At 65.6% G+C, this 22615-nt stretch carries 26 protein-coding genes; 10 read left to right on the top strand and 16 right to left on the bottom strand.

What is annotated here, in order from left to right; genetic code table 11:
* Positions 1–31: 31 nt before the first annotated feature.
* From AC0QTX_RS13215 to AC0QTX_RS13205, 3 genes are all read left to right on the top strand, one after another.
* On the top strand, positions 32–1054 hold the full coding sequence (locus tag AC0QTX_RS13215) for a zinc-binding dehydrogenase (protein WP_474604288.1): 1023 nt from the start codon (positions 32–34) through the stop codon (positions 1052–1054).
* Between the two features lie 171 nt (positions 1055–1225).
* A complete protein-coding gene (locus AC0QTX_RS13210) occupies positions 1226–2152 on the top strand; it encodes a lipid A biosynthesis lauroyl acyltransferase (protein ID WP_474604287.1) in 927 nt (308 codons plus the stop codon).
* Between the two features lie 145 nt (positions 2153–2297).
* Entirely contained in the window at positions 2298–3056 is a 759-nt protein-coding gene (locus AC0QTX_RS13205; protein WP_474604286.1) for a DUF1223 domain-containing protein, read from the top strand.
* Here AC0QTX_RS13205 and AC0QTX_RS13200 read toward each other — a convergent pair.
* The 3 genes from AC0QTX_RS13200 to AC0QTX_RS13190 all read right to left on the bottom strand — a co-directional run bounded on the left by AC0QTX_RS13200 (position 3053) and on the right by AC0QTX_RS13190 (position 5216).
* Entirely contained in the window at positions 3053–3664 is a 612-nt protein-coding gene (locus tag AC0QTX_RS13200; protein ID WP_474604285.1) for a TPM domain-containing protein, read from the bottom strand. The two genes, AC0QTX_RS13205 and AC0QTX_RS13200, sit on opposite strands and share 4 nt — an antisense overlap.
* On the bottom strand, positions 3665–4522 hold the full coding sequence (locus AC0QTX_RS13195) for a TPM domain-containing protein (RefSeq protein WP_474604284.1): 858 nt from the start codon (positions 4520–4522) through the stop codon (positions 3665–3667).
* An 88-nt stretch (positions 4523–4610) separates the two neighbouring features.
* Positions 4611–5216, bottom strand: a complete 606-nt coding sequence (locus tag AC0QTX_RS13190) for a LemA family protein (RefSeq protein WP_474604283.1) — start codon at positions 5214–5216, stop codon at positions 4611–4613.
* Positions 5217–5363: 147 nt separating this feature from the next.
* Here AC0QTX_RS13190 and AC0QTX_RS13185 point away from each other — a divergent pair, with 147 nt between their 5' ends.
* Positions 5364–6005, top strand: coding sequence for a LysE family translocator (locus tag AC0QTX_RS13185; protein WP_474604282.1), 642 nt, complete (start codon positions 5364–5366; stop codon positions 6003–6005).
* On the opposite strand, the gene AC0QTX_RS13180 is transcribed toward AC0QTX_RS13185, so the two are convergent.
* The 4 genes from AC0QTX_RS13180 to AC0QTX_RS13165 all read right to left on the bottom strand — a co-directional run bounded on the left by AC0QTX_RS13180 (position 5977) and on the right by AC0QTX_RS13165 (position 9418).
* Entirely contained in the window at positions 5977–6474 is a 498-nt protein-coding gene (locus tag AC0QTX_RS13180) for a hypothetical protein (protein ID WP_474604281.1), read from the bottom strand. The two genes, AC0QTX_RS13185 and AC0QTX_RS13180, sit on opposite strands and share 29 nt — an antisense overlap.
* A gap of 91 nt (positions 6475–6565) precedes the next feature.
* The gene (rlmN, locus tag AC0QTX_RS13175; protein WP_474604280.1) at positions 6566–7879 is read right to left on the bottom strand and encodes a dual-specificity RNA methyltransferase RlmN; all 1314 of its coding nucleotides are present in this window, start codon (positions 7877–7879) and stop codon (positions 6566–6568) included.
* A gap of 146 nt (positions 7880–8025) precedes the next feature.
* Positions 8026–8730 carry a hypothetical protein gene (locus tag AC0QTX_RS13170; RefSeq protein WP_474604279.1) on the bottom strand — a complete coding sequence of 235 codons (705 nt, stop codon included), beginning with the start codon at positions 8728–8730 and terminating at the stop codon, positions 8026–8028.
* 292 nt (positions 8731–9022) lie between these two features.
* A complete protein-coding gene (locus AC0QTX_RS13165; protein ID WP_474604278.1) occupies positions 9023–9418 on the bottom strand; it encodes a YkvA family protein in 396 nt (131 codons plus the stop codon).
* Positions 9419–9498: 80 nt separating this feature from the next.
* Here AC0QTX_RS13165 and AC0QTX_RS13160 point away from each other — a divergent pair, with 80 nt between their 5' ends.
* Positions 9499–10284: an SDR family NAD(P)-dependent oxidoreductase gene (locus AC0QTX_RS13160; RefSeq protein ID WP_474604277.1), complete on the top strand. Its 786-nt coding sequence runs from the start codon at positions 9499–9501 to the stop codon at positions 10282–10284.
* A 40-nt stretch (positions 10285–10324) separates the two neighbouring features.
* Here AC0QTX_RS13160 and AC0QTX_RS13155 read toward each other — a convergent pair whose 3' ends face one another.
* The 8 genes from AC0QTX_RS13155 to AC0QTX_RS13120 all read right to left on the bottom strand — a co-directional run bounded on the left by AC0QTX_RS13155 (position 10325) and on the right by AC0QTX_RS13120 (position 15793).
* Positions 10325–10540 (bottom strand): hypothetical protein, encoded by a 216-nt coding sequence (locus AC0QTX_RS13155; protein ID WP_474604276.1) that lies wholly within the window; start codon positions 10538–10540, stop codon positions 10325–10327.
* A 93-nt stretch (positions 10541–10633) separates the two neighbouring features.
* Positions 10634–11038, bottom strand: a complete 405-nt coding sequence (locus tag AC0QTX_RS13150; protein ID WP_474604275.1) for a GFA family protein — start codon at positions 11036–11038, stop codon at positions 10634–10636.
* A gap of 3 nt (positions 11039–11041) precedes the next feature.
* Entirely contained in the window at positions 11042–11344 is a 303-nt protein-coding gene (locus AC0QTX_RS13145) for a 4a-hydroxytetrahydrobiopterin dehydratase (protein ID WP_474604274.1), read from the bottom strand.
* Between the two features lie 69 nt (positions 11345–11413).
* Positions 11414–12430, bottom strand: a complete 1017-nt coding sequence (locus tag AC0QTX_RS13140; RefSeq protein WP_474604273.1) for a YeiH family protein — start codon at positions 12428–12430, stop codon at positions 11414–11416.
* A gap of 199 nt (positions 12431–12629) precedes the next feature.
* The gene (locus AC0QTX_RS13135) at positions 12630–13220 is read right to left on the bottom strand and encodes a histidine phosphatase family protein (protein ID WP_474604272.1); all 591 of its coding nucleotides are present in this window, start codon (positions 13218–13220) and stop codon (positions 12630–12632) included.
* 39 nt (positions 13221–13259) lie between these two features.
* Complete coding sequence (gene thpR, locus AC0QTX_RS13130) at positions 13260–13796, bottom strand: RNA 2',3'-cyclic phosphodiesterase (RefSeq protein ID WP_474604271.1); 537 nt, start codon at positions 13794–13796, stop codon at positions 13260–13262.
* Between the two features lie 225 nt (positions 13797–14021).
* Positions 14022–15065 (bottom strand): aldo/keto reductase, encoded by a 1044-nt coding sequence (locus AC0QTX_RS13125; protein ID WP_474604270.1) that lies wholly within the window; start codon positions 15063–15065, stop codon positions 14022–14024.
* A 65-nt stretch (positions 15066–15130) separates the two neighbouring features.
* Positions 15131–15793 carry an arylesterase gene (locus AC0QTX_RS13120; protein ID WP_474604269.1) on the bottom strand — a complete coding sequence of 221 codons (663 nt, stop codon included), beginning with the start codon at positions 15791–15793 and terminating at the stop codon, positions 15131–15133.
* A gap of 66 nt (positions 15794–15859) precedes the next feature.
* Here AC0QTX_RS13120 and AC0QTX_RS13115 point away from each other — a divergent pair, with 66 nt between their 5' ends.
* The 5 genes from AC0QTX_RS13115 to AC0QTX_RS13095 all read left to right on the top strand — a co-directional run bounded on the left by AC0QTX_RS13115 (position 15860) and on the right by AC0QTX_RS13095 (position 22068).
* Positions 15860–16558, top strand: coding sequence for an ABC transporter ATP-binding protein (locus AC0QTX_RS13115; RefSeq protein ID WP_474604268.1), 699 nt, complete (start codon positions 15860–15862; stop codon positions 16556–16558).
* A 10-nt stretch (positions 16559–16568) separates the two neighbouring features.
* Complete coding sequence (locus AC0QTX_RS13110) at positions 16569–19154, top strand: ABC transporter permease (protein WP_474604267.1); 2586 nt, start codon at positions 16569–16571, stop codon at positions 19152–19154.
* Positions 19155–19380: 226 nt separating this feature from the next.
* Positions 19381–20163, top strand: a complete 783-nt coding sequence (locus AC0QTX_RS13105; protein ID WP_474604266.1) for a Bax inhibitor-1/YccA family protein — start codon at positions 19381–19383, stop codon at positions 20161–20163.
* A 99-nt stretch (positions 20164–20262) separates the two neighbouring features.
* On the top strand, positions 20263–20799 hold the full coding sequence (locus AC0QTX_RS13100) for an N-acetyltransferase family protein (RefSeq protein ID WP_474604367.1): 537 nt from the start codon (positions 20263–20265) through the stop codon (positions 20797–20799).
* Positions 20800–20808: 9 nt separating this feature from the next.
* Positions 20809–22068, top strand: a complete 1260-nt coding sequence (locus AC0QTX_RS13095; protein WP_474604265.1) for an MFS transporter — start codon at positions 20809–20811, stop codon at positions 22066–22068.
* Positions 22069–22116: 48 nt separating this feature from the next.
* Here AC0QTX_RS13095 and AC0QTX_RS13090 read toward each other — a convergent pair whose 3' ends face one another.
* Positions 22117–22497 carry a DUF2794 domain-containing protein gene (locus AC0QTX_RS13090; RefSeq protein ID WP_474604264.1) on the bottom strand — a complete coding sequence of 127 codons (381 nt, stop codon included), beginning with the start codon at positions 22495–22497 and terminating at the stop codon, positions 22117–22119.
* Positions 22498–22615 lie beyond the last annotated feature (118 nt).

Genomic DNA, 22615 nt, shown 5'->3' with positions numbered 1-22615 from the left:
CCGAGGATGACGGCGAAAAGGATCTAAAAGCATGCGCTCCCTCCAGCTTTTCGGCGATCGTGACCTTCGCATCACCGAGATCGATGCGCCGCCGCCGCCCGCCGCGGGCGAGGTCCAGGTACGGGTGAAGGCGCTGGCGCTCAACTTCCTCGATGTGTGGGGATTTCGCGGCATGGCGTTCGCCAAGCGCAAGATGCCCCAGGCCGTGGGCGTCGAGGCCTCGGGCGAGATCGCCGCGGTGGGCGAGGGCGTCACGCGCTTCAAGGCGGGCGATCCGGTCACCATGTACGGGGCCGAGACCTGCGGCCACTGCAGCGCGTGCCGGAAGGGCTGGGACAATCTCTGCGAGAACGTCGCCGGCATCATGGGCTTCCATATCGACGGCTTCGCCCGCGAATTGATCAACCGGCCGGAGCGGCTCGTCATTCCGGTGCCGAAGGGCGTCTCCTTCGAGCAGGCGGCCTGCGCGCCCATCGGCTTCGGCACCGTGCAGCACATGCTGTTCGACAACGCCAGGCTGGAGCCCGGCGAGTCGATCCTCGTCCATGCGGGCGGCTCCGGCATCGGCACGGCGGCGATCAAGATGGCGAAAGCCATCGGCTGCACCGTCTATACGACCGTGGGCGACGACGAGAAGGGCGAGAAGGCGAAGGCGCTGGGTGCCGATTACGTGGTCAACTATCGCACCGAGCGCTTCGAGGGCGAGGTGCGCCGGCTGACCAAGCGCAAGGGCGTCGACGTGGTGTTCGAGCATGTGGGCGCCGAGACCTGGAACGGGAGCCTGCTCTGCCTCAAGCGCGGCGGGCGCCTCGTCACCTGCGGCTCCACCTCGGGTGTCTCCACCACCATGAACCTGATGCAGCTCTTCCAGCAGCAGTACCGGATCTTCGGCTCCTTCGGCTGCCGGATCGAGAACATCAGCCAGTCGCTGGACAAGATGGCTCAAGGCATGACACCGGTGATCGACGCCGTCTTCCCGCTCGACGAGTTCCAGAAGGGCCTCGAGCGGCTGGAAGGCAGAAAAGTCTTCGGCAAGGTGCTCGTGGCGTTCTAGTCCTGAGAGCATGGGTCATATGAACCGACCTCCTCAGGATGAGGTCTCAGGGAGAGAAGACAGGGTTAAGCCGGCCTCTGGTACAAACGGCCGCGACGGCAGACCTTGACGAAAGCGTCTCCCCGCGAAAAGACGCGGGGAGTTTCATTTCAGGCCAGGATTCAAAAAAACGTGCATCAGCCCCACCGCCCCCGCAGCCTCGTCTCGCGCTTCACCGAGACGGTGATGGTCGGCGTCGTGCGCAGCGTCTTCGCCCTGGCGCGAGCCCTGGGTCCTGAGCGCTCCGGCGCGGTGGGCGCGGCCCTCACCCGCACCTTCGGCCCGTTGCTGCGCGCCCACAGGACGGCTCTTGCCAATATCCGCGCGGCCTATCCGGAGAAGTCGGACGCCGAGGTCAAGGCGCTGGCCATGGCCGCCTGGGACAATCTCGGCCGCACGGCCGGCGAATACCCGCATCTCGGGCGCCTGTTCGACTTCGATCCCGACAGCGAGGTTCCCGGGCGCACCGAAGTCGATGGAATCGACCACTTTCTGGCGCTTCGCGACGACGGGCGGCCCGGCCTCATCTTCTCGGCCCATCTCGCCAATTGGGAGCTGCCCGCCATCTGCGCTGCCCGCTTCGGGCTCGACACCACGGCGGTGTTCCGCGCGCCCAACGATCCGGCCATCGCCCGTGTGCTGCACGAGATCCGCAGCGAGACCATGGGCAATCTCGAAGCGGCCCGCCAGGGCGCGGCCTTCGCCATGCAGGGAGCGCTGGAAAAGGGCGGGCATCTCGGCATGCTCATCGACCAGCATTTCACCCGCGGGGTGATCGTGAACTTCATGGACCGTCCGGCCCTGGTGAACCCGATCCTCGGCAAATTCGTCCGCCGCTTCGACTGCCCGGTCCACGGGGTGCGGGTGATCCGTTTGCCGAACCACCGCTTCCGCCTGCAGCTTACGCCGCCCCTGGACCTGCCGCGCGATCCGGACGGCCAGATCAACGCGCAGGGCGCCATGCAGGCCATGACCTCCGTGGTGGAGGAATGGGTGCGGGAATACCCGGAGCAATGGCTGTGGATGCATCGCCGCTGGCGGGTGCCTGCCAAAGCATAGGACCCAAAAGTGGATTCCACTTTTGGGATCTGATCCGATGCTCCAATCGTTGAAGAGCGCATCGTTCGTGCGGAAACCCGGATCCACTTTTCCGCACGATGCGCTGGTGCTCAAGGTAACGTGAGTTCACCTTGAGGCGGAATTCATGTTCCATGGCGGCATCATGGTATCCCGATTGAAAGCGATCCTCCTGGCGGCTCTTGGATTGGCCGCCTTTCTGCAGCCCGCTCTGGCGGACCCACCCCGCGCGGTGGTCGAGCTCTTCACGAGCCAGGGCTGCTCCTCCTGCCCGCCGGCGGATGAGCTTCTGGTCGAGTATTCCCGCCAGCCGGACATCGTCGCCCTGTCGCTGCCGGTCAATTATTGGGATTATCTCGGCTGGAAGGACACGCTCGCCCATGTGGCCTTTACCGAGCGCCAGAAGGCCTATGCCCATTCCCGCAGCGACCGGCAGGTCTTCACGCCGCAGATGATCGTCAACGGCAAGAAATCCTCCATCGGGTCCGATCGGGCCCAGGTGGAGAAGGCGATCCAGTACACCACGAAGGGACGCAAGGCCCTGCCGGTGAACGTGATCGTCACCGAGCAGAACGGCGCGGTTTCGATTGCCATCGAGGAGACCCCCGACACCACCCAGCGCGAGGCCGAGGTGTGGATCCTGCCGGTGCTGAGATCGCAGACGGTGCCGATCGAGCGCGGCGAGAACCGGGGCAAGACCATCACCTACGCCAATGTGGTGCGCGGCCTGAACCGGGTCGGCGAATGGCGCGGCGGCTCCGCCCAGTTCGAGGTGCCCCTCGACATGGCCCGCCAGGGCGGCGACGCCTATGTGGTGCTCCTGCAGGGCACGGATGCAGCCCGGCCCGGACTCATTCTGGGAGCGGCGAAAGGTCCGGGGCTTTAGTCGAGAAGAATGACCTTGTTGGGCAGCTCGTCCACGTCGTCGAGACGGGGAGGGGCGTGCTCGGCGAGGATCGCGCCCGTGCGCCGGATGGCCTCGATCAGCCCCTCGATCATCCGGCCGTTCCGGATCGCCACCGTCAGATCCGCGACGATGCCGGCCCAGATTCCAGGATCGACCCGGTCCGCGACGCCCGTGTCGGCCAGGATCTCGGCATGGTGCTCGGCGAGCGCGAGGTAGATCAGCACCCCCGTCTTCTCCCGGGTTCGCGTCATCCCGCGCCGCAGGAACTCGCGCGAGGCTGCCTCGTGCGCCTGCGCGTGCTTGACTGAACGTGGCACCAGGGCGAAGCGCAGCTTCGGCCAGGAGAGGATGAGGCTTAAGGCGAGCGCCACCGCGAGCTGGATCAGGAAGATGCGCGAGGTGCTGATATCGGTCAGCCGGATCAGCGGCCAGGGGGTGACGAGCGCCGCGAGCATGGCCCATAGCACTGGGACGGCCCGGTAATGTCCGGCCTGCTCGGCAATCACGAGAACGATCTCGCCGGAGGTCTCGTCCTCCACGTCGCCGATTACGCTGGCGAGACGTGCCTGTTCGTCGCTCGAGATCATCTACCAGCTCCCCGAGGCGCCGCCGCCGCCCGACGAGCCGCCGCCTCCCGAGAAGCCGCCCCCGCCGGACCATCCTCCGCCCCCCGACCGCCCGCTGCCCCACCCGCCGGTGGTGACGATCCACGGGCCATGGCGGCCCCGCCGGACGCCGCGGCTGCGGCCTGCTCCCATGAAACGCGCAATCAGGAAAAACAGGATCAGCAGGATGATGAAGGCGATGACCGGATCCATGGCCGTGGTGCTGTCCTCGCGCACCTGAGCCCGGCGCTGCCATTCCTCGGCGTCGCCTGTGAGGATCGACAGAATGGCGTCGACCCCCGCATCGATGCCGCCCGCGAAATTGCCCTTCTGGAACTGGGGCGCGACCGCCGTGGTGATGATGATCTTCGACAAAGCATCCGTGAGGGCGCCTTCCAGCCCGTAGCCCACCTCGATGCGTACCTTGCGCTCCTGCGGCGCCACGAGGAGCAGGGCGCCGTTGTCCTTGCCCTTCTGGCCGAGCTGCCAGTGCCGGAACAGGCGGTTGGCGTAGTCCTCGATCTCATAGCCCTCCAGCGAGCGCAGGGTCGCGATCACCACCTGGTCCGTGGTCCTGTCCTCATGGGCTTTCAGCTTGGCCTCGAGCGCTGTCCGTTCCTCAGGCTTGAGGAGGTTTGCGGCATCGACTACGCGGCCGGAGAGGGGCGGGAAGGTCTGGGCGAGGGCGGGAAGAGAGAAGAGGACGAGGGTGAGGGTGAGGAAAGCGATGACGAGTGCGGTCACTTTTCCCTCCCCCTTGCGGGGAGGGGTAGGGGTGGGGGTGGTGCGATCAGGTGAGCGTTCAGACCAGCTAGGGCTGTGGAAGCGTTCCTGCTTCATGGATGAACGCAGCACTCCGACGTTGCGACCCCCACCCTCAATCCCTCCCCACAAGGGGGAGGGGACGCGCGGCACATCTCCCATCCCGTCAGAACTTCACCGGCGGCGGGCGGTCAGAACCGGCTGTCGCTGTGAACGTCTCCATGGGCTTGGCATCGGGATAGACGATGGAGGCGATCCAGCGGCCGGGAACCGTGCGCAGCTCCGTATTGTAGGCCTGGACGGCCGTGATGTAGTCGCGCCGGGCCACGGCGATCCGGTTCTCGGTGCCCTCCAGCTGCGATTGCAGGGCCAGGAAGTTGGCGTTGGACTTGAGCTCCGGATACCGCTCGACGGTGGCGAGCAGACGGCCCAGGGCTCCGGAGAGCTGGTTCTGCGCCTCTTGGAACTGCCGGAATTTTTCCGGGTCGGTGACGGTCGAGGCATCGACCTGAACCTGGGTTGCCCGGGCGCGGGCTTCCGTGACCTGGGTCAGCACCTCGCGCTCCTGCTGGGCGAAGCCCTTCACGGTCTCGACGAGGTTCGGAATGAGATCGGCCCGGCGCTGGTACTGGTTCTGCACCTCGCTCCAGGCGGCCTTGGCCTGCTCCTCCAGGGTCGGGACGTTGTTGATCCCGCAGGCAGACAATCCGAACGCCAGGATCATGGCGGTCAGGGCCGCACGGATTCGCGCGGTTGAGAGCAATGCCGTCATGTCTGTCCTTCTCGCGGTTCTTGTTACTTCTTACACCGCCCGGATCAACACATGGAGCAGGGGCGGCGTTTCAACAAGCGGCTTTGGGGTGGCCGTGCACACGGGATTGAGTCATGATCCGGCGATCTTAACGGCCAGATTCGACCCATGACCTTCCTGCCCGACGTCAGCACCCTGCTCACCTACACCTTGGCGGCGATCCTGCTCTTCGTCACGCCAGGTCCCGACATGAGCCTGTTCCTGGCCAAAACCATGTCGGGCGGGCGCAAGGCCGGAATGGCTTCGATGCTGGGCGCGACGGCGGGTTGCTGCGTCCATACGCTGCTCGCGGCGCTGGGGCTCTCGGCGCTGCTTGCCGCCTCCGTGACCGCTTTCACCGTGCTGAAGATCGTCGGCGCGCTCTACCTGCTCTGGATGGCGTTCGATGCGGTGCGCAACGGCTCGGCGCTGAGTGTGAAGGAGCAGGGCCAGACGGAGGTCTCGTTCTGGAAGACCTTCTTCATGGGCGTCGGCATCAATCTTACGAACCCCAAGGTGGTGCTGTTCTTCGTGACCTTCCTGCCCCAATTCGTCGACGCGTCTGATCCGCATGCGGCCGACAAGCTGCTGTTCCTCGGCCTCTACTTCGTCGCGCTGAATACGCCGATGGGCGCGCTCATGATCCTGGGCGCCGACAAGGTGATCTCCCTCCTGCGCGGCCATCCGAAATTCATGCGCGGGATCGACTATTCCTTCGCCGGCCTGTTCTCGGTCTTCGCCATCAAGATCCTGACGACATCGGCTCGATAGGCTCCTTTCGCCTCGGCTCGCGCCCGCCGATGATCGCCCAGTAGACGAGGCCGGCCACCGCGCCGGTGAGCCCGAGCACGACGCTCACATGCAGTTCCTCGGGGCTGGCGATCCGCGCCTGCCCGCGCAGGATCCACGGCACCGCCGCCGTCAGCACCCCCGTGGCGAGCCCATGCCACAGGAGGCTGCGCATCCCCAGCACCTCGCTGACGATGGCGACCAGCAGCGGCGGGAAGATCAGCAGCGTGAACATGATCCGGCCGACCGCCAGGAAGGCATCCTCCACGATGGGGCCGGGATCATCGGCCGCAAAGACCGCATCGATCAGCGACCAGAAGCCCACGAACAGCGTGTCGCCGGTCAGCAGCGCCATCACGGGATCGACCATGGAGGCGATGAGGAAGAAGGTGCCGCTCGCGCCGACGGCGATGAGGAGCGCGAAGGGAATGAGGATGAGCCAGCGGATCATGGCCATAAGCTAAGGGAGCTTCAGGACATTCGCCAGCGGCCGCTGTGGATGGAGGCGCCGCACTGCCCGCCAGCGCTGCGCATTTCGGCGTCTATTCCCCGTCCCGCACCGCATACACGCCCTCGGCCCCGATGCCCTGCTCGGCCATCATGCGGGCGCGGGCGCGCAGCTTTTCGGTCTCGCTCTTGAGCTGGCCGCAGGCGGCCAGGATATCGCGGCCGCGCGGGGTGCGCACCGGCGAGGCGTAGCCGGCGCGGTAGACGATCTCGGAGAAGCGCTCGATCCGCTCCCAGTCCGAGCACTCGTATTTCGAGCCGGGCCAGGGGTTGAATGGGATCAGGTTGATCTTCGCCGGAATGCCCTTGAGCAGTCGCACCAGTTCGCGCGCATCGGCGTCCGAGTCGTTCACGCCTTTGAGCATCACATACTCGAAGGTGATGCGGCGCGCATTCGACAGGCCCGGATAAGCGCGGCAGGCATCGAGCAGCTGCTTGATGTCGTATTTGCGGTTGATCGGCACCAGCTCGTCGCGCAGCTCGTCGCGCACCGCGTGGAGCGAGATCGCCAGCATGGTGTTGGCTTCCGCGCCGAGGCGCTCCATCTGCGGCACGACGCCGGACGTGGAGACGGTGATGCGGCGGCGCGACAGGGTGAGGCCCTCGCCGTCCGACATGACCTCGATGGCCGCGACCACATTGTCGGTGTTGTAGAGCGGCTCGCCCATGCCCATGAACACGATGTTGGTCACGAAGCGTCCGCCATCGTTCGGCACGAAGGCGCCGTCCGGCGGGGTGGCGCCGGGCCAGTCGCCGATGGAATCGCGGGCCACGATGAGCTGCGCCACGATCTCCGCCGAAGTCAGGTTGCGCACGAGGCGCTGGGTGCCCGTGTGGCAGAAGGAGCAGGTGAGCGTGCAGCCGACCTGGCTCGACACGCAGAGCGTGCCCCGGTCGACCTCCGGAATGTAGACGCACTCGATCTCCGCGCCCTTGTCGAGGGGGCCGGTGGAGGCCATGCGGATCAGCCACTTGCGGGTGCCGTCCTTCGAGACCTGCTCGGAGACCACCTGGGGCCGGGTGAGCGTATAGGCTTGGGCCAGCTTGGCGCGCAGCTCCTTGCCCATGTTGGTCATCTCGGCGAAGTCCCTGGCGCCCCGGAAATAGATCCAGTGCCAGAGCTGGGCCACGCGCATCTTGAGCTCGCGCTCGGGCACGCCTATGGCGGACAGCGAATCCTTCAGCTGGTCGCGGGTGAGGCCGACGAGCGAAGCGCCGCCGGGGGCTGCTCCCGCCGCGACGGTCAGCTCCGCGGTCTTTTCGATGAACCCGGCCGCGCGCGCGGCATCGCTGACGGCAACAGGAGCCGCATTGGGGTTTCGCTTGGCGATGTCGAGCACCGTCGCCATAGGAGATCATGCCTTCGTTGTTGGGAATTCGGTGGTCTTATAACACGATTGCGCCGGAAAAGTGAGCGCCTCAACGCAAAATCCGGGCTTGAGACCCGGAAGATGCTTATCGATCAGCCGATTTTCAACTGTGGGAAAGTGAAACCCTACGAAGCGCATTCCTTGCGGGCGTGCTCCAGGGCCTTGTTGAAGCCGTTCAGGGAATAGCGGTCGGTGAGGTTCGAGCCGCGGGCCGATTGTGTCTTCACCGTCATGGTGCCGCTCTTCGCCATCGTGGCGATGGCCTGGCCCTCCTCGGCCGGGTTCTTCAGCCAGGCATTGGTGGCCTTGGCCACGAGAGCATAGGACGTGTTGCCCACGGAGACTTCCGCCGGACCGTTCTCCTTGGCCGTGAAGCCGAACTCGAACGCCACCTCGTTCCTCACGTTCTCCGCCGGTCGGAAGGAGACGAAGAGATAGGCCGGATCGCGACTGGCGGTCTTGGGCGACCAGTCCTTCGGGCGGCTGAGCGCATAGCAGATCTTCGAACGGCCGCTCTGAGCCATGTAGACCTCCCAGTCGCCATAGGACGTCACGAGCGAGCCGCCGGGGCTCGCAGCCCGGGCCGGCTTGGCCGTGCTGGCAGCCGCCGCTCCGGCCGCAGCCGCTGCGGCGGGCTTGGCCGGCGTGGTCTTGGCGGCGGAAGATTTCGCCGCGGCAGCCGGCTTGGCTGCAGGCTTGGCCGGCGCCGAGCGGGTGGATGGCTGCGTCGAACGCTGGGCCTGAGCCAGGGCTGCAGGTCCGGTTCCGATGACGACGAGGGCGGAAAGGATGCCCGCGGCGATGCCGCGCTGGAAAGATGCAGGAGTCATGGGGCGGACCATAATGGCGGATGGTTAAGAACTTTTCACCATCCCCGTTAAGGCGGCGCCGGAAGATTGGCGGTGCGTCGAAACGCGGCGGTTGCTTTGAGGATGCCGACTCCGGCTGAACCGCAGCCCAATAAAAAGGGCCGCTCGCGCGACCCGTTCAGTATCCTTCAAAGCTTGTTCGTTTTTGAAACAGTCGGAGGATTTCAAATCATTTCTTTGCTAACGGAATCACATATAAAGATAATAAATAACATTTCAATAAGTATATATTCTTCTTACTCAGCCGATGCCTCTAGTGGCTGTTAGCTTGGCCTTGCGTCTCTGCCAATGTTTGTCGGGCTTTCTCCCGGTGAGCATCGGTGATGGACCCGGCCACCTGTGTGATGGCAGCAGCCAGAACGGCGGCATCGTCGGCAAAGCCGATCAAGGGCAGGAGGTCGGCGATGGCATCGGTTGGGAACACGAAATATGCGATCGCCCCGATGAGAATCAGCTTCACGCGGCTCGGGGTCGAGGGATCCGTTGCGCAGAAATAGGCTGCCACCAGATCCTCCGCGAAGGGGATCTTGCCGGCAACGCGCTTGATCTTCTCCCAGAAACGGCGCTTGAGGCCCTCCTCGTCGCGGGTCGCCTCGCGCATGGCCTCCATCTCGGCCTTGGTGAAAGGCTTCACGAAGGGTTCGCTCATCCAGTCTGCTCCTTCCATGGTCTGCGTTCCCGTTCGTTCGAGGATACCGTAAGACGTGTCCCGACACAGGGAGAAAAGCGATGAAGCTCGACAAATTGATGGCAGCCATCGTCACCGGAGGCGCTTCGGGTCTCGGCGAGGCCACGGCCCGCATGCTTGCGGCCAACGGCGCGAAGGTGGCCATTCTCGATATGAACGCGGAACGCGGCGAGCAGGTTGCCGGGGAAATAGGCGCCGTCTTCTGCATGGCCGACGTGACGGACGAGGCGTCCATCGATTCGGCGATCGCCGCGGCACGGGCCGCCAACGGCATCGAGCGGATCCTGGTTAACTGCGCCGGCATCGCGCCGGGCAAGCGCACGGTGGCGAAGAAGCGCGACACCGGCGAGTTAATTCCTCACGATCTCGCGAGCTTCCGCCGCGCGGTGGAGATCAACCTCATCGGCACCTATGCGATGATCTCCAAATGCGCCGCCGCCATGGCGGGCCTGGACCCGGTGACGCCGGACGGCGGGCGCGGGGTCATCGTCAACACCTCGTCGGTGGCCGCTCAGGACGGGCAGATCGGCCAGGCGGCCTATTCCGCCTCCAAGGGCGGCGTGCTCGGCCTGACGCTTCCCGTCGCCCGCGACCTCTCGGGTTTCGGCATCCGGGTGATGACGATCATGCCGGGCCTGTTCCACACGCCGCTCTTCGAGGGCATCGCGGAGGATTACCGCAAATCGCTGGAGGCCAACGTGCCGTTCCCGTCGCGCCTCGGGCGGCCCGAGGAATACGCGAATCTCGTCAAGGCCATCATCGAGAACGACATGCTCAACGGCGAGGGCATCCGCCTCGACGGTGCCCTGCGCATGCAGCCGAAGTAGGGGAAGACACCACGCCGCCGTCGCCTTGGCCTGCAGGAGGTCAAGGCGATGTTCCCTCGACGAGGAACTTGATGAGCATCAGAGCTCCGCCCCGGCTCAAGGCAAGATCTCTGCGATCCGACAGGTCGGCTTCGAACCGTCTGTTGAGATCGTCATAGGCCTGCATCAGGGGCTGTGCTTCAGGGATTTTAGAGCCTCTGAAGTGCTGCTCCATGCGGATCACCGTATCCTCGATTTCATCCAAGGTTGGTTTCATCCGGCACTCCTTCGCGTGAGCCTCCGTTCAAGATCACACGGTTGATGGCTTCGGCATCGTCGTGGATGGCTGGCCGGACAAGAAGCTCCGACTTCATGCGACTTCGCCCCGGTTCTCGGGAAAGCTCTTGAGATCCGGGGTGCAAAGCCAGCGCTCGCGGCGCTTGGTCCAGGCCTCGTAGGTCGGCGTGAACAGGTTCGGCTCGTTGAAGGCGCCGAGCTTGATCTCGATCTCGTCGCCTGCATCCCGATCAAACATTTGTGAGCCACAAATGGGACAGAAGCAGCGTTCCGATTCCGATGTCGCGGACCAACTTTTTGTTTCGCCCGTGATCGTCACCTGATCGACGGGGTAGATCACGAAGGCGTTGAAGGGTGCGCCGCTGATCTTGCGGCAGGTCATGCAATGGCACAGGCCCACGCGCTTCGGTTCGCCCATGGCCTTGAACGTCAGCTGGCCGCAGGCGCAGCCGCCGGTCAGGATGCGCGTCTCTGTCATGGCCTATCTCTTCGTCAGTCCGGCGGCCATCTGGTCCATGCGCTGGGCCAGCTCGACGTCGCGGCGCGTGAGGCCCTTGGCATCGTGGGTCGCCAGCGTGACCTCGACCCTGTTGTAGGTGTTGGACCATTCGGGATGATGGTTCATGGCCTCGGCCGCGAGCGCCACCCGGGTCATCCAGCCGAAGGCCTGGCTGAAATCGTCGAACACGAAGCGCTTGGTGATCGCATCGCGGCCCTCGACCATCGCCCAGCCGTCGAGGGCGGGCAGGAGTTCCTGGCGATCACTATCGGACAATCGGGGCATGATCCGGCTTCACCTTGAGAAAAGAAGTCTCCTAGTGATGAAGCGGCACGGCACAGTTTCAAGGGGGGCTCAGGGAATGGCTAGCAGGTGAATGAGCCCCAGGCTGATCGCGATCAGCACGAGGAGCGAGAGCGTGACCGCAAGCGTCACCCGCCCGCCGACCTTGCTCAGCACCTTGAGATCCACGCCCAGCCCCAGGGCCGCCATCGAGATCACCGTGAGAAGCGTTGCGGCCGGCATCACGATCTGCAGGAGCGCTTCGGGGATGGCGCCGAGCGAGCGCAGCAGCGCGAGGCCTAAGAATCCAATGATGAACCAGGGCACGAGCCGGCTGAAGGCGAGCCACGGTTTTGGCCCTTCCGCCTGTTGGCCCGCGATGATCGAAAGCCCGATCACCACCGGACCCAGCATCAGCACGCGCACGAGCTTCACGAGGGTGCCGATCTGCGTGCTGAGGAGGCCAACCGGCACCGTAGCGGCGAGCACCTGCGGCACCGCATAGACGGTCAGCCCCGCGAGCACGCCGTACTGCGTCATCGACAGGCCGATGAGCGGCACCAGCAGGGGCAGGGCGAGCACGACGATCACGCCGAGAATGGCCGTGAAGGCGATGGAGGAGGCTACATCCGCGGGCTTCGCGCCGATCACCGGCGCAACCGCCGCGATCGCCGAGTTGCCGCAGATCGCGTTGCCGCAGGCGACCAGCACCGCCATGCGCTTCGGCAGGCCGAGCAACCGGCCGAGGGTGTAGCCGGCGCCGAGCGCCAGGGTCACGACGGCCGCAATGCCCAGGATGAGCCCAAGACCCGCATCGAGCACGGCCTGGAAGCTGATCGAGGCCCCCAGCAGCATCACGGCGGTCTCGAGCAGGGTCTTGGCCGAAAATCCTATACCGGGCGTCCAGCGCTGGTCGGGATTCCAGAGGGTGCGCAGGCAGGTGCCGAGCAGAATTGCGATGACGAGGGCCTCGAGCCAGGGCCGGCCGGTCCAGTGCTCCTCGATCCATTGCAGCCCGACAGCCGCAAGCGCAATCGCCGCACAGAGGGCGATGCCCGGCGCCAATGGCGCGATGCGGGTGCGGATCATGGTGTCGTTTCGGTCCTGCGCGTCGTGAGGAAGGGGCTATTCGCACAGCGGGCAGGATGCAAGTGCGAAACGCGACAGTGTCATCCCCGGCGGCCGTCAGGGCGGGAAGGGGATCCACTCACACGCATGACGCTATGGATTCCCTTCCCCTCCGCTGACGCGTCCCTCCGGGAATGACACGGGAGATCCCGATGCCCTCTCAAGCCGCAAATCCATCCTCGATGGCACGCCAGTCCTGCGTCAGCGTGAACGAGTTCCGGTCGATGACGATGAAGCAGCCGCCGCCGGGATGCTGCGGGCGGCTCTCCCGGCCGATCTCCACCGTCTGGAGATGGGCGGTGAGCAGGCATCCGACGGCGCCGTGGGACACGATGACGATGTCGCCGGAAGTCGCCTCCTCGCGCAGGATCCGGTTCACGGCCGCCACGATGCGCGTCTGCGCGTCGATGGCGCGCTCCCAGCCGCGGATGCTCTCGTGCGGGCGGCCGAAGAACTCGCGCACCACCTCCCAGAATTCCGGCGAGGCGATGAAGCCCGTGGACGAGCGGTCGTTCTCGCCGAGATCCTCGCGCATCCGGCAGGACAGACCAAGGCGCTCCGCCACGATGGCCGCGCCGTCCCGCGCCTTCCGCTCGGCGCTCGCGTAAACGCCCGTGACGTTCCGATCTGCGAGCAGATCCGCGAACCGCTCCATGCGGGCGCGCCCGATGGCGTTCAGGGGCCATTCCGTGATGGGCTGATCCGGGTCGATGACCACTTCCGGATGGGTGATGAAGATGAGCGAAGCCATGGTCGCGGCTGTAACGCCCTTCCCTCGAAACGTCGAGGCCTAGCTCAAGGGATAGGCAGCCTCGATGACGTAGGGGCCGCCGCCGACGGAGGCGCGGGACGAGTAGAGCACGAACCGGTGGGCCGTGAAGGTGAGCTTCGGAAAGCGGCCGTGGGTCGCAATGTAATGCGCGACGTCGACCGGGGAGACCTGCTTCAGGCGCGCCAGGGTGATATGCGGGGTGAACTTGCGCGTTTCGGGAGCAAGGCCGACCTGGCGCAGGAGCCGTTCTTGCTCCGCCTGCAGCTCGACCAGCTCGCCGTTGCCGGAGGTGCGGGCAAAGACCGCGCGGGGCTTTGAGCCGCCAAAGCTGTCGAGCCCGTCGATGGTGAGGGTGAGCGGAGCACGCTGGCGCCTCTCGCCGAGAACCGAACAGACGTCATCGGCCATGCGCTCGTCGACATCGCCGATGAAGCGCAGGGTGATGTGGTAGTTCTCGGGCTCGACCCAGCGCGCGCCGGGAAGTCCGCCGCGAAAGCTCGACAGGGCCAGGGCAATCTCGGATGGAATCTCGATGCCGGTGAACAGACGTGGCATGCGGCACCTCCCAGGGCTTGCTGATGGCAACTCAGACGATTGGTGGCGGGGTTTGTTCCGATCGCCTTTTAGAGGTCGTCCCAGGGCTGCGCAGCAGAACCCGAGATCGCGTGAGGAGTGTGGCTCAACTGGCTTCCCTCCCCCTTGTGGGGAGGGAAGCCCGCGTTCCATCCTCCACCCGATCCCCCGGATCGGCTCACGCCGTCCGGCATGACGCTGCGGTTGCTACGGACACGGATTGCAGTGCTCGACGTGGATGGCGTCGATGCGCTTCTCCAGCTCCGGCGTGATCGTCACGCTGACCGATCCGATGTCCGTCTTCAGCTGCTCCATGGAGGTGGCGCCGATGATGTTCGACGTCACGAAGGGGCGCGAGTTGACGAAGGCGAGCGCCATCTGGGCCGGGTCGAGGCCGTGCCCCCCGGCAAGCGCAATGTATTTGCGGATCGCCGCCTCGGCAGTGGAGTTCTCGTAGCGCTGACCGCGCCCGAACAGGGTCGTGCGGGTTCCCGGCGGGCGGGCGCCGTCGAGGTACTTGCCCGTGAGATAGCCTTGCGCCAGCGGCGAATAGGCGAGCAGGCTCACGTTCTCGTGCATCGTCACCTCGGCCAGAGCCACCTCGTAGGTGCGGTTGAGGAGGTTGTAGGCGTTCTGCACCGACTGCACCCGCGCCAGACCCTTGGCGTCCGCGCGCTTGAGGAAGGTCATGGTGCCCCAGGCGCTCTCGTTGGAGAGGCCGAAATGGCGGATCTTTCCGGCCTTCACCAGGTCGGTCATGATCTCGACCGTCTCGGCGATGGGGTGCGACGGACCCTCCTGGTGGCGGAAGACCGTCGGGTTTGAGCCCCAGGGCATCGGGCGGTCGGGCCAGTGGATCTGGTAGAGGTCGATATAGTCGGTCTGGAGTCGCTTGAGGCTCTTGTTCACCGCCTCCTCGATCTGGACTCGCGACAGCTCGGCCTTCGAGCCGTCATCCCGGTACCAGGTGCTGTCGGACCGCCCCACCACCTTGGAGGCGAGGATCACCTTGTCGCGGGCCCCGCGGGACTTGAACCAGGAGCCGATGATCCGCTCCGTGGAGCCTTGGGTCTCGGGCTTGGGCGGAATCGAGTAGAGCTCGGCGGTGTCGAAGAAGTTGACGCCCTGATCGAGGGCATAATCCATCTGCTCATGGCCCTCGGCTTCCGTGTTCTGCTGGCCCCAGGTCATGGTGCCGAGGCAGATGAGGCTGACATTGAGGTCCGTGCGGCCGAGGCGGCGATATTCCATAGGCTTAAGCTCCTCGCGACAGTGTGATCCGCCGCGTTCAGGCAAGAAGGGGACGCTGACGGCGATCAGCGCTGGGCAATGCGGGCGAGAAAGCTCTCGACGCTGGGCAGGATGCGCTGGACGACGGTCTCCACGCCCTTGGCCGTCGGGTGCATGCCGTCGGGAAGGTTGAGGGACCGCTCGCCGGCGACTCCGTCCAGAAAAAAGGGATAGAGCACAAGGTCGTGCCTCTTCGCAATCTCCGGATAGAGGCTGTCGAACTTCTGCACGTAGTCCGGTCCGAGATTGCGCGAGGCATACATGCCCGCGAGCATCACCGGGATATTGCGGGCTTTGAGCCGCTGCACGATGGTCTCGAGGTTCCTCCGGGTGAGCGCCGGGTCGAGCCCGCGCAGCATGTCGTTGGCGCCGAGCTCAAGGATCACCCCGTCGGTGCCGTCGGGCACGGACCAGTCGAGCCGGTCGAGGCCGCCGGAGGAGGTGTCGCCGGACACGCCCGCATTGGAGACCTCAACCTTGTGGCCCCGGGCCTTGAGCGCCCGCTCCAGCACCACCGGGAAAGCCGCCTCCTGCGGCAGGCCGTAGCCGGCCATGAGGCTGTCGCCCAGGGCGACGAGGCGGATTGGTGCGCCTTGCGCGTGAGCGGCCGGAAGTGGGGCGATCATGGCCGCGAAGGCGGCCGCACACGCAAATATGATCGTCATGAATGGGCCGGAATGGCGCTTCATCGATAGGCTTCCCATATGTGCCGGACTAGAACCGGGGTCGTTTCAAGTTTCCAACAGATCGGGTGAATGGGCATGCAGGACAAGGCCATCGCGCTGCACGATGTCGATTTGAGCCTCGGGCGCGGGGCCGCGCGGGTGCATATTCTCAAGGGGATTTCCCTCGATATCCCCAGAGGCGAGGCGGTGGGGCTCGTCGGTCCCTCGGGCTCCGGCAAGTCGACCCTGCTCATGACCATGGCAGGACTTGAGCGACCTGATTCCGGAAAAGTGATCGTCGACGGCACCGATCTCTCGGGCCTCGACGAGGATGCGCTGGCGCGGTTTCGCGGCCGCCGCATCGGCATCGTGTTCCAGTCCTTCCATCTCGTGCCTACCATGACGGCGCTGGAAAACGTCGCGCTTCCCCTGGAGCTCGCTGGCGAGGACGACGCCTTCGAGCGCGCCGAGGCGGAATTGCAGGCCGTGGGCCTGGGATCTCGCCTGCATCACTATCCGGCGCAGCTCTCCGGCGGCGAGCAGCAGCGCGTGGCGATCGCCCGCGCCATCGTGCCCAACCCGGCGATCCTCGTGGCGGACGAGCCCACCGGCAATCTCGACGAGAACACGGGCGGGTCCATCATCGACCTGCTCTTCGCCCTCAAGCGCGACCGGGGTGCGACCCTGGTGCTCGTGACCCACGATCTCAACCTCGCCCGCCTCTGCGACCGCATGGTGCGCCTGCGCTCGGGCCAGCTGGAGGCCGACGCCGCCTCCGCCGTGGCATAAGGACAAGCACATGCACGGCACCCTTCCGGCCACGCCGCAGCGGCGCTCTTCCCCATCCCGGCTGCCGCTTCTGCTGCGCTTGGCCTTCCGCGAGCTGCGCGCGGGGCTCAAAGGCTTCGGCATCTTCCTCGCCTGCATCGCCCTCGGCGTCGCGGCGATCGCGAGCGTCTCGTCCCTGTCCCGGTCCCTCACGGAGGGCATCTCCCGGGAGGGACGGCGGATTCTCGGCGGCGACATGGCCTTCTCCCTGATCCAGCGCGAGGCGGGAGCGCCCGAGCGCGCCTTCCTGGAGGCAAACGGCCGGGTCAACGTGATCGCCTCCATGCGGGCCATGGCCATTGCCGGCGACAAGGGCTCCGGCCTCGTCGAGATGAAGGCGGTCGATGCGGGCTATCCCACCGTCGGCGCCCTCGAGACCGATCCGCAGTTGCCCCCCGCCGAACTCTTCGCCGAGCGCGATGGCGCCTTCGGGGCGGCGGTCGATTCGGCGCTGCTCGCGCGCCTCGACCTCAAGGTTGGCGACCGGGTGACAGTGGGTGCTGCCAACGTGGAGCTGCGGGCGCGTCTCATGTCCGAGCCCGACAAGATCGCCGACGGCATCGGGTTCGGGCCGCGGCTCCTGCTCTCGCAGGAGGCCTTGGCCGCCACCGGCCTCGTGCAGCCCGGCAGCCTCGTGCGCTGGACCTACCGACTCATCCTGCCGCCGGAGCAATCGACCGAGGCGGGGCTGACCCGGATCGAGGCGGAGGCGAACCGCGTCCTGCCGGAGGCCGGCTGGAACATCCGCACCCGGCTCAATGCCGATCCGCGCTTTGCCCGCAATATCGAGCGCTTCACCCAGTTCCTCACGCTGGTCGGCCTCACGGCGCTGCTCGTGGGCGGCGTCGGCGTGGCCAACGCGGTACGCGGCTTCGTCGACCGCAAGCGCGCCTCCATCGCCACACTCAAGAGCCTCGGCGCCCCGGGCGGGCAGGTGGTGATGCTCTATCTCACCCAGGTGATGCTGATCGCCATCGTGGGCATCGGCATCGGGCTGGCCTTCGGGGCAGCCCTGCCGTTCGTGATCACGGGACTGTTCGGCCATCTCCTGCCGATCCCCATCCAGCCGACGCTCGCCTGGAGCGAGCTCGGCATCGCGCTGCTCTACGGGGTGCTCACCGCCCTCGTCTTCGCCATCGCGCCCCTAGGCAGAGCCCATGACGTGCCGGTCTCCGGCCTGTTCCGCGACCAGATCGATCCGGAGCGGCGCTGGCCGCGCAAGCGCTACGTGACGGCGCTCGCGCTCTCCGTCGCGGCGCTCGTCGGGCTGTCGGTGCTGGCAGCCTATGACCGGCGGGTTGCCCTGATGTTCGTCGCCGCCGCGGCGGGATCCTTCGCGTTGCTGCGCGTCGTCGCCCTCGGGATCATGGCGCTCGCCCGCCGCCTGCCGCGCCCCCGCAGGACGGCGCCAAGATTGGCGCTCGCCAACATCCACCGGCCCGGGGCGCTCACCCCGTCCCTGGTGCTGTCGCTGGGCCTCGGCATTACGCTTCTGGTCACGCTCGCGCTCATCGACACCAACCTGACGCGCCAGCTGACGCAGAGCCTGCCGCAGCGGGCCCCCAGCTTCTTCTTCCTCGATATCCCGAACCAGCAGGCCGATGCCTTCGAGGGCTTCCTGAAACAGCAATCTGGCGATGCGCAGATCGAGCGCGTGCCCATGATGCGCGGCCGTCTCGTCACCCTGGGCGGTCGTCCGGTGGCCGAGATCAAGGCCAGCGAAGACATATCCTGGGTGCTCTCGGGCGACCGCGGCATCACCTATGCCAAGGTGCCGCCGGAGGGCTCGAAGATCGTGCAGGGCGAATGGTGGCCGGAGGATTACCGCGGCAAGCCGCTGGTCTCCTTCGACCGGAAGATCGCCGAGGGCTTAGGCTTGAAGATCGGCGACGAGATCACCGTCAACGTGCTCGGGCGCAACATCAGCGCCACCATCACCAATCTGCGCGAGGTGGAATGGCGCTCCATGGGCATCAACTTCGTCATGGTGTTCTCGCCCAACGCCTTCGCGGGCGCGCCGCACACGCATCTGGCCACCGTCACTTTCCCGAACGGCTCCGACGAGGCCCTCGACGCCCGCATTCTGCGCAGCTCAGCCCAGGCCTATCCCATGGTCACGAGCGTGCGGGTGAAGGATGCCCTGGAGGCGGTGAACGACGTGGTCTCGCAGCTCGTCATGGCGATTCGCGGCGCAAGCTCCATCGCGCTGATCGCCAGCCTCCTGGTGCTCGCAGGCGCCCTGGCGGCCGGCCACCGGGCGCGGCTCTACGATGCGGTGGTGCTCAAGACCCTGGGCGCCACCCGGGCCCGGCTGCTGTCGGCCTATGCCCTCGAATACGGGCTCCTGGGCTTGGCGACAGCCGTATTCGGGCTGCTGGCAGGCTCTCTCGCCGCCTATCTCATCGTCGAGCGCGTCATGAACCTAAGCTTTACCTTAGACTTGTCGGGCGCGATCCTGGCTTCTGCCTTGGCCGTTCTGGTGAGCGTCGGATTAGGGCTGGTGGGAACCTGGCGAATCCTAAGTCAAAAGCCGGCGCAGTATTTGAGAAACCTTTAAGGGTCGCGGGCCCCGTCGCGTTATAAGGAAACGCCAAAAGCTTTGTGAGGAGCAGCATCAACTCTGCTCTTCATTTTTCTTGCTTCACGAAGAATTGAAGCTTGACCTTGCCCCTTGCGGAAAATGGACCGACATCTCATATTCCATCTGTCGCCCGAAAAGCGGCGACCGAGGGCTGACCCCAGCCTTTCGAGGGAACAACGGGACACCGCGAGAAAGGACTCCGATGCAACCGTATGAGCAAAACCAAAACGCCTATGGCACCGGCTTTGCCCGGACGGCAGCTCAGGTCGACCAGGGCCTGCGCGCCTTCATGCTCGGCGTCTACAACAACATGGTCCTGGGCCTAGCCATCTCGGCCCTGGTCGCGCTCGGCATCAACATGCTGGCCACCACGAGCGATCCGTCGCAAGCGGTTGCCCGGATGGGTGGTGTTGGCCTGACCCAGTTCGGCGCGACCCTGTATGGCTCGCCCCTGATGTGGGTTGTGGCGCTGGCGCCTCTGGCCTTCATCTTCTTCTTCTCGTTCCGGATGGACCGGATGTCGGCTGCGACTGCTCGCACGACCTTCTTCGCCTTTGCGGCGGTGATGGGTGCTTCGCTCTCGACGCTTCTCATCCGCTATACCGGCGCGAGCGTCGTGCAGGTGTTCTTCATCACGGCGGCGGCCTTCGGTTCGCTGTCGCTCTGGGGCTACACCACGAACCGCAGCCTGTCGGGCATGGGCTCGTTCCTGATGATGGGCCTCGTCGGCCTGATCCTGGCCTCGATCGTGAACATCTTCGTGGCCTCGAGCATGCTGCAGTTCGGCATCTCGGTGATCGGCGTGCTGATCTTCGCAGGCCTCACCGCCTACGACACGCAGAAGCTGAAGGAGATGTACCTTTACGGCAACTTCGACCAGGAAGCCGCCGCCAAGGTCTCCGTGTTCGGCGCCCTGACGCTGTACCTGGACTTCATCAACATGTTCCAGTTCCTGCTGGCTCTCGTGGGCAACCGCAACGAGTAAGCTGGAACCGAGCAGACGCTCCTTCGAAAGCCCCGGCCGAAAAGCCGGGGCTTTTTGTTGTCCGTTGCACGGGACGAAGCGTGGCGCTACGACGGAGTCATGAGCCTCGTCATCCGCCCTTCTCGCGAAACCGATATCTCGGCCATCACGGCGATCTACGCCCATGCGGTGACCCATGGCACCGCCTCCTTCGAACTCGAGCCGCCTTCGGAAGTCGAGATGGCGCGGCGCCGTGAAGCCATCCTTGAGGGCGGCTATCCCTATCTCGTCGCAGAAATGAATGGCGACATCCTGGGCTATGCCTATGCGGGCGCCTACCGCACCCGGCCTGCGTACCGCTCCACGGTGGAGGATTCGGTCTACGTTGCTCCGTCCGCGCAGGGGCAGGGCGTCGGGCGCGCGCTTCTGGTAGCGTTGATCGAGCAGTGCGAGGCCCTGGATTTCCGGCTCATGGTGGCGGTCGTCGGCGATGAGGATTCGCACGGCTCCATCGGCCTGCACAGGAGCCTCGGCTTTGAGCCTGCGGGCATCATCAAGGGCATCGGCTACAAGCATGGACGCTGGCTCTCCACCGTGCTCATGCAGCGCCCTCTCGGGCGCGGCATGACCGAGCCGCCGACCCGTCCTGTTGCCTGAGACGCGCCGATGCTCACGACCATGATGCGCAGACCGAAGGACGGTCTGTGGCAGAACCCGGATTTCATGCGCCTGTGGGGCGCCCAGACCCTGTCCGCCATCGGCACGCGATTCACCCGGGAGGGGCTGCCGATCATCGCGGCGCTCACCCTTGATGCCTCGGCGACAGATCTCGGTGTTCTCGTGGCGCTGAGTATGCTGCCGGGCGTGCTTCTGAGCCCCTTCGTGGGCGCGTGGATCGATCGGACACGGCGGCGGCGCGTGCTCATCATGGCCGATCTGCTGCGTGCCGCGGTGCTGCTGACCCTGCCGGTCATGGCGTGGTTCTCTGCCATCACCATCGGCCAGGTGATAGTCGTCGCCACGGCCGTGGCCCTGTTCTCCATGGTCTTCCAGACCGCCGACAACGCCTATCTGCCCACCGTCGTGGAGAAGGATCAGCTTCTGGACGGCAACGCGAAACTCGCCACCACCGACGCACTTGCGGAGATCGCCGGCCCGGCCCTCGCCGGTGTCGCGATCCAGACCCTGACGGCGCCGTTCGCCATCCTGTTCGATGCCCTGTCCTATCTCTGGTCGGCCGTGCTGCTCGCCTCCATCAAACGGCCGGAGCCGCCGCTCGTCACAGGCGAGCATGCGCCGGACCTGTGGCGCGAGACACGGGAGGGCCTGCGCTTCGTCTTCGGGCATCCGGTGCTCAGGCCAATGACCCTGTGCCTTGCCACACTCACCTTCTTCCTGAGCCTCTTCGCGCCGCTTTACGTTCTGTATGCGGTCCGTGATCTCGGCATTCAGCCGGGCATTCTCGGGTTCATCGTGGCGCTCGGCGGCATCAGCGGCTTGGTCGGAGCGCGGCTGGCAGCCTGGGCCGGGCGGCGCTTCCCCGTCCGCAGGGTTCTCATCGGCGCATTGCTGGCCTACGGCTTCGTAACCTGCTTCATTCCCTTGGCGCAGGGTCCTCTCTGGCTGGCGGCTGGCGCCCTGTGCATCGGTCAGCTGTTCGGCGATGGTCTCTGGGTGGCTTTCTCCACCAACGCCACCGTCCTACGCCAGACGGTGACGCCGGATTCCTTACGCGGGCGAGAGGCCGGCACGGTCCATCTCCTGACCGGCGGCCTCGGCCTCATCGCGGCCCTGACGGCCGGGTTCGCGGCGGATTGGATCGGCATCCGGGCCGTGCTCTGGACCGGGGCCCTGGGCATCATCGCATCGAGCCTCTGGCTGTTGACCCTGCCTCAGGCTGTGGATCGGCACCGCGCGAGGGATTGAGCGTCGGATCAGTCCTAGGAATGCAGATCCACTCTGGGGTCCGATGCTCTAGTTCGACACCACCTTGGGCTTGTCGAGCACGCGCAGCACGCGCTCGAGTTCGTGCCCGCGCTTGAGGATCAGGCCCGTCGAGACGATGACCGCATACGCGCCCTGCTTCTTGGCGAGCTTCGGGTCCTTCTCGATGCGGTAGAGGGGCATTTCCGACGTGCGGCGGAAGATGGAGAAGACGGCTTTGTCCGGCATGAAGTCGATCGCGTAATCGCGCCATTCGCCGGCTGCCACCATGCGGCCGTAGAGGTTGAGAATGGCCTGCAACTCCGAGCGGTCGAAGGACACCTGTTTCGGCGCGGCGGGGAAGGGCACGATGTGGGCCGTGCCCTGGTTCGAGCCGCCGCGCAGCGGCTCTCCGATGTCACCTTCGCTCATGACGCCTCCCACGACTGGTCAACACATCCAGATGATGGGCTTAGGCGACTACCGGATCAACCCGTGACGACACAATGAATCACCGCTTCCTTTGCAAATCTTATTCCTGCCTCATTGG

It is taken from the genome of Microvirga sp. jy35 (genome assembly GCF_056148915.1).
Note: the sequence above shows the minus strand (reverse complement) of the source record. Positions and strands in the feature narration are given on the sequence as shown.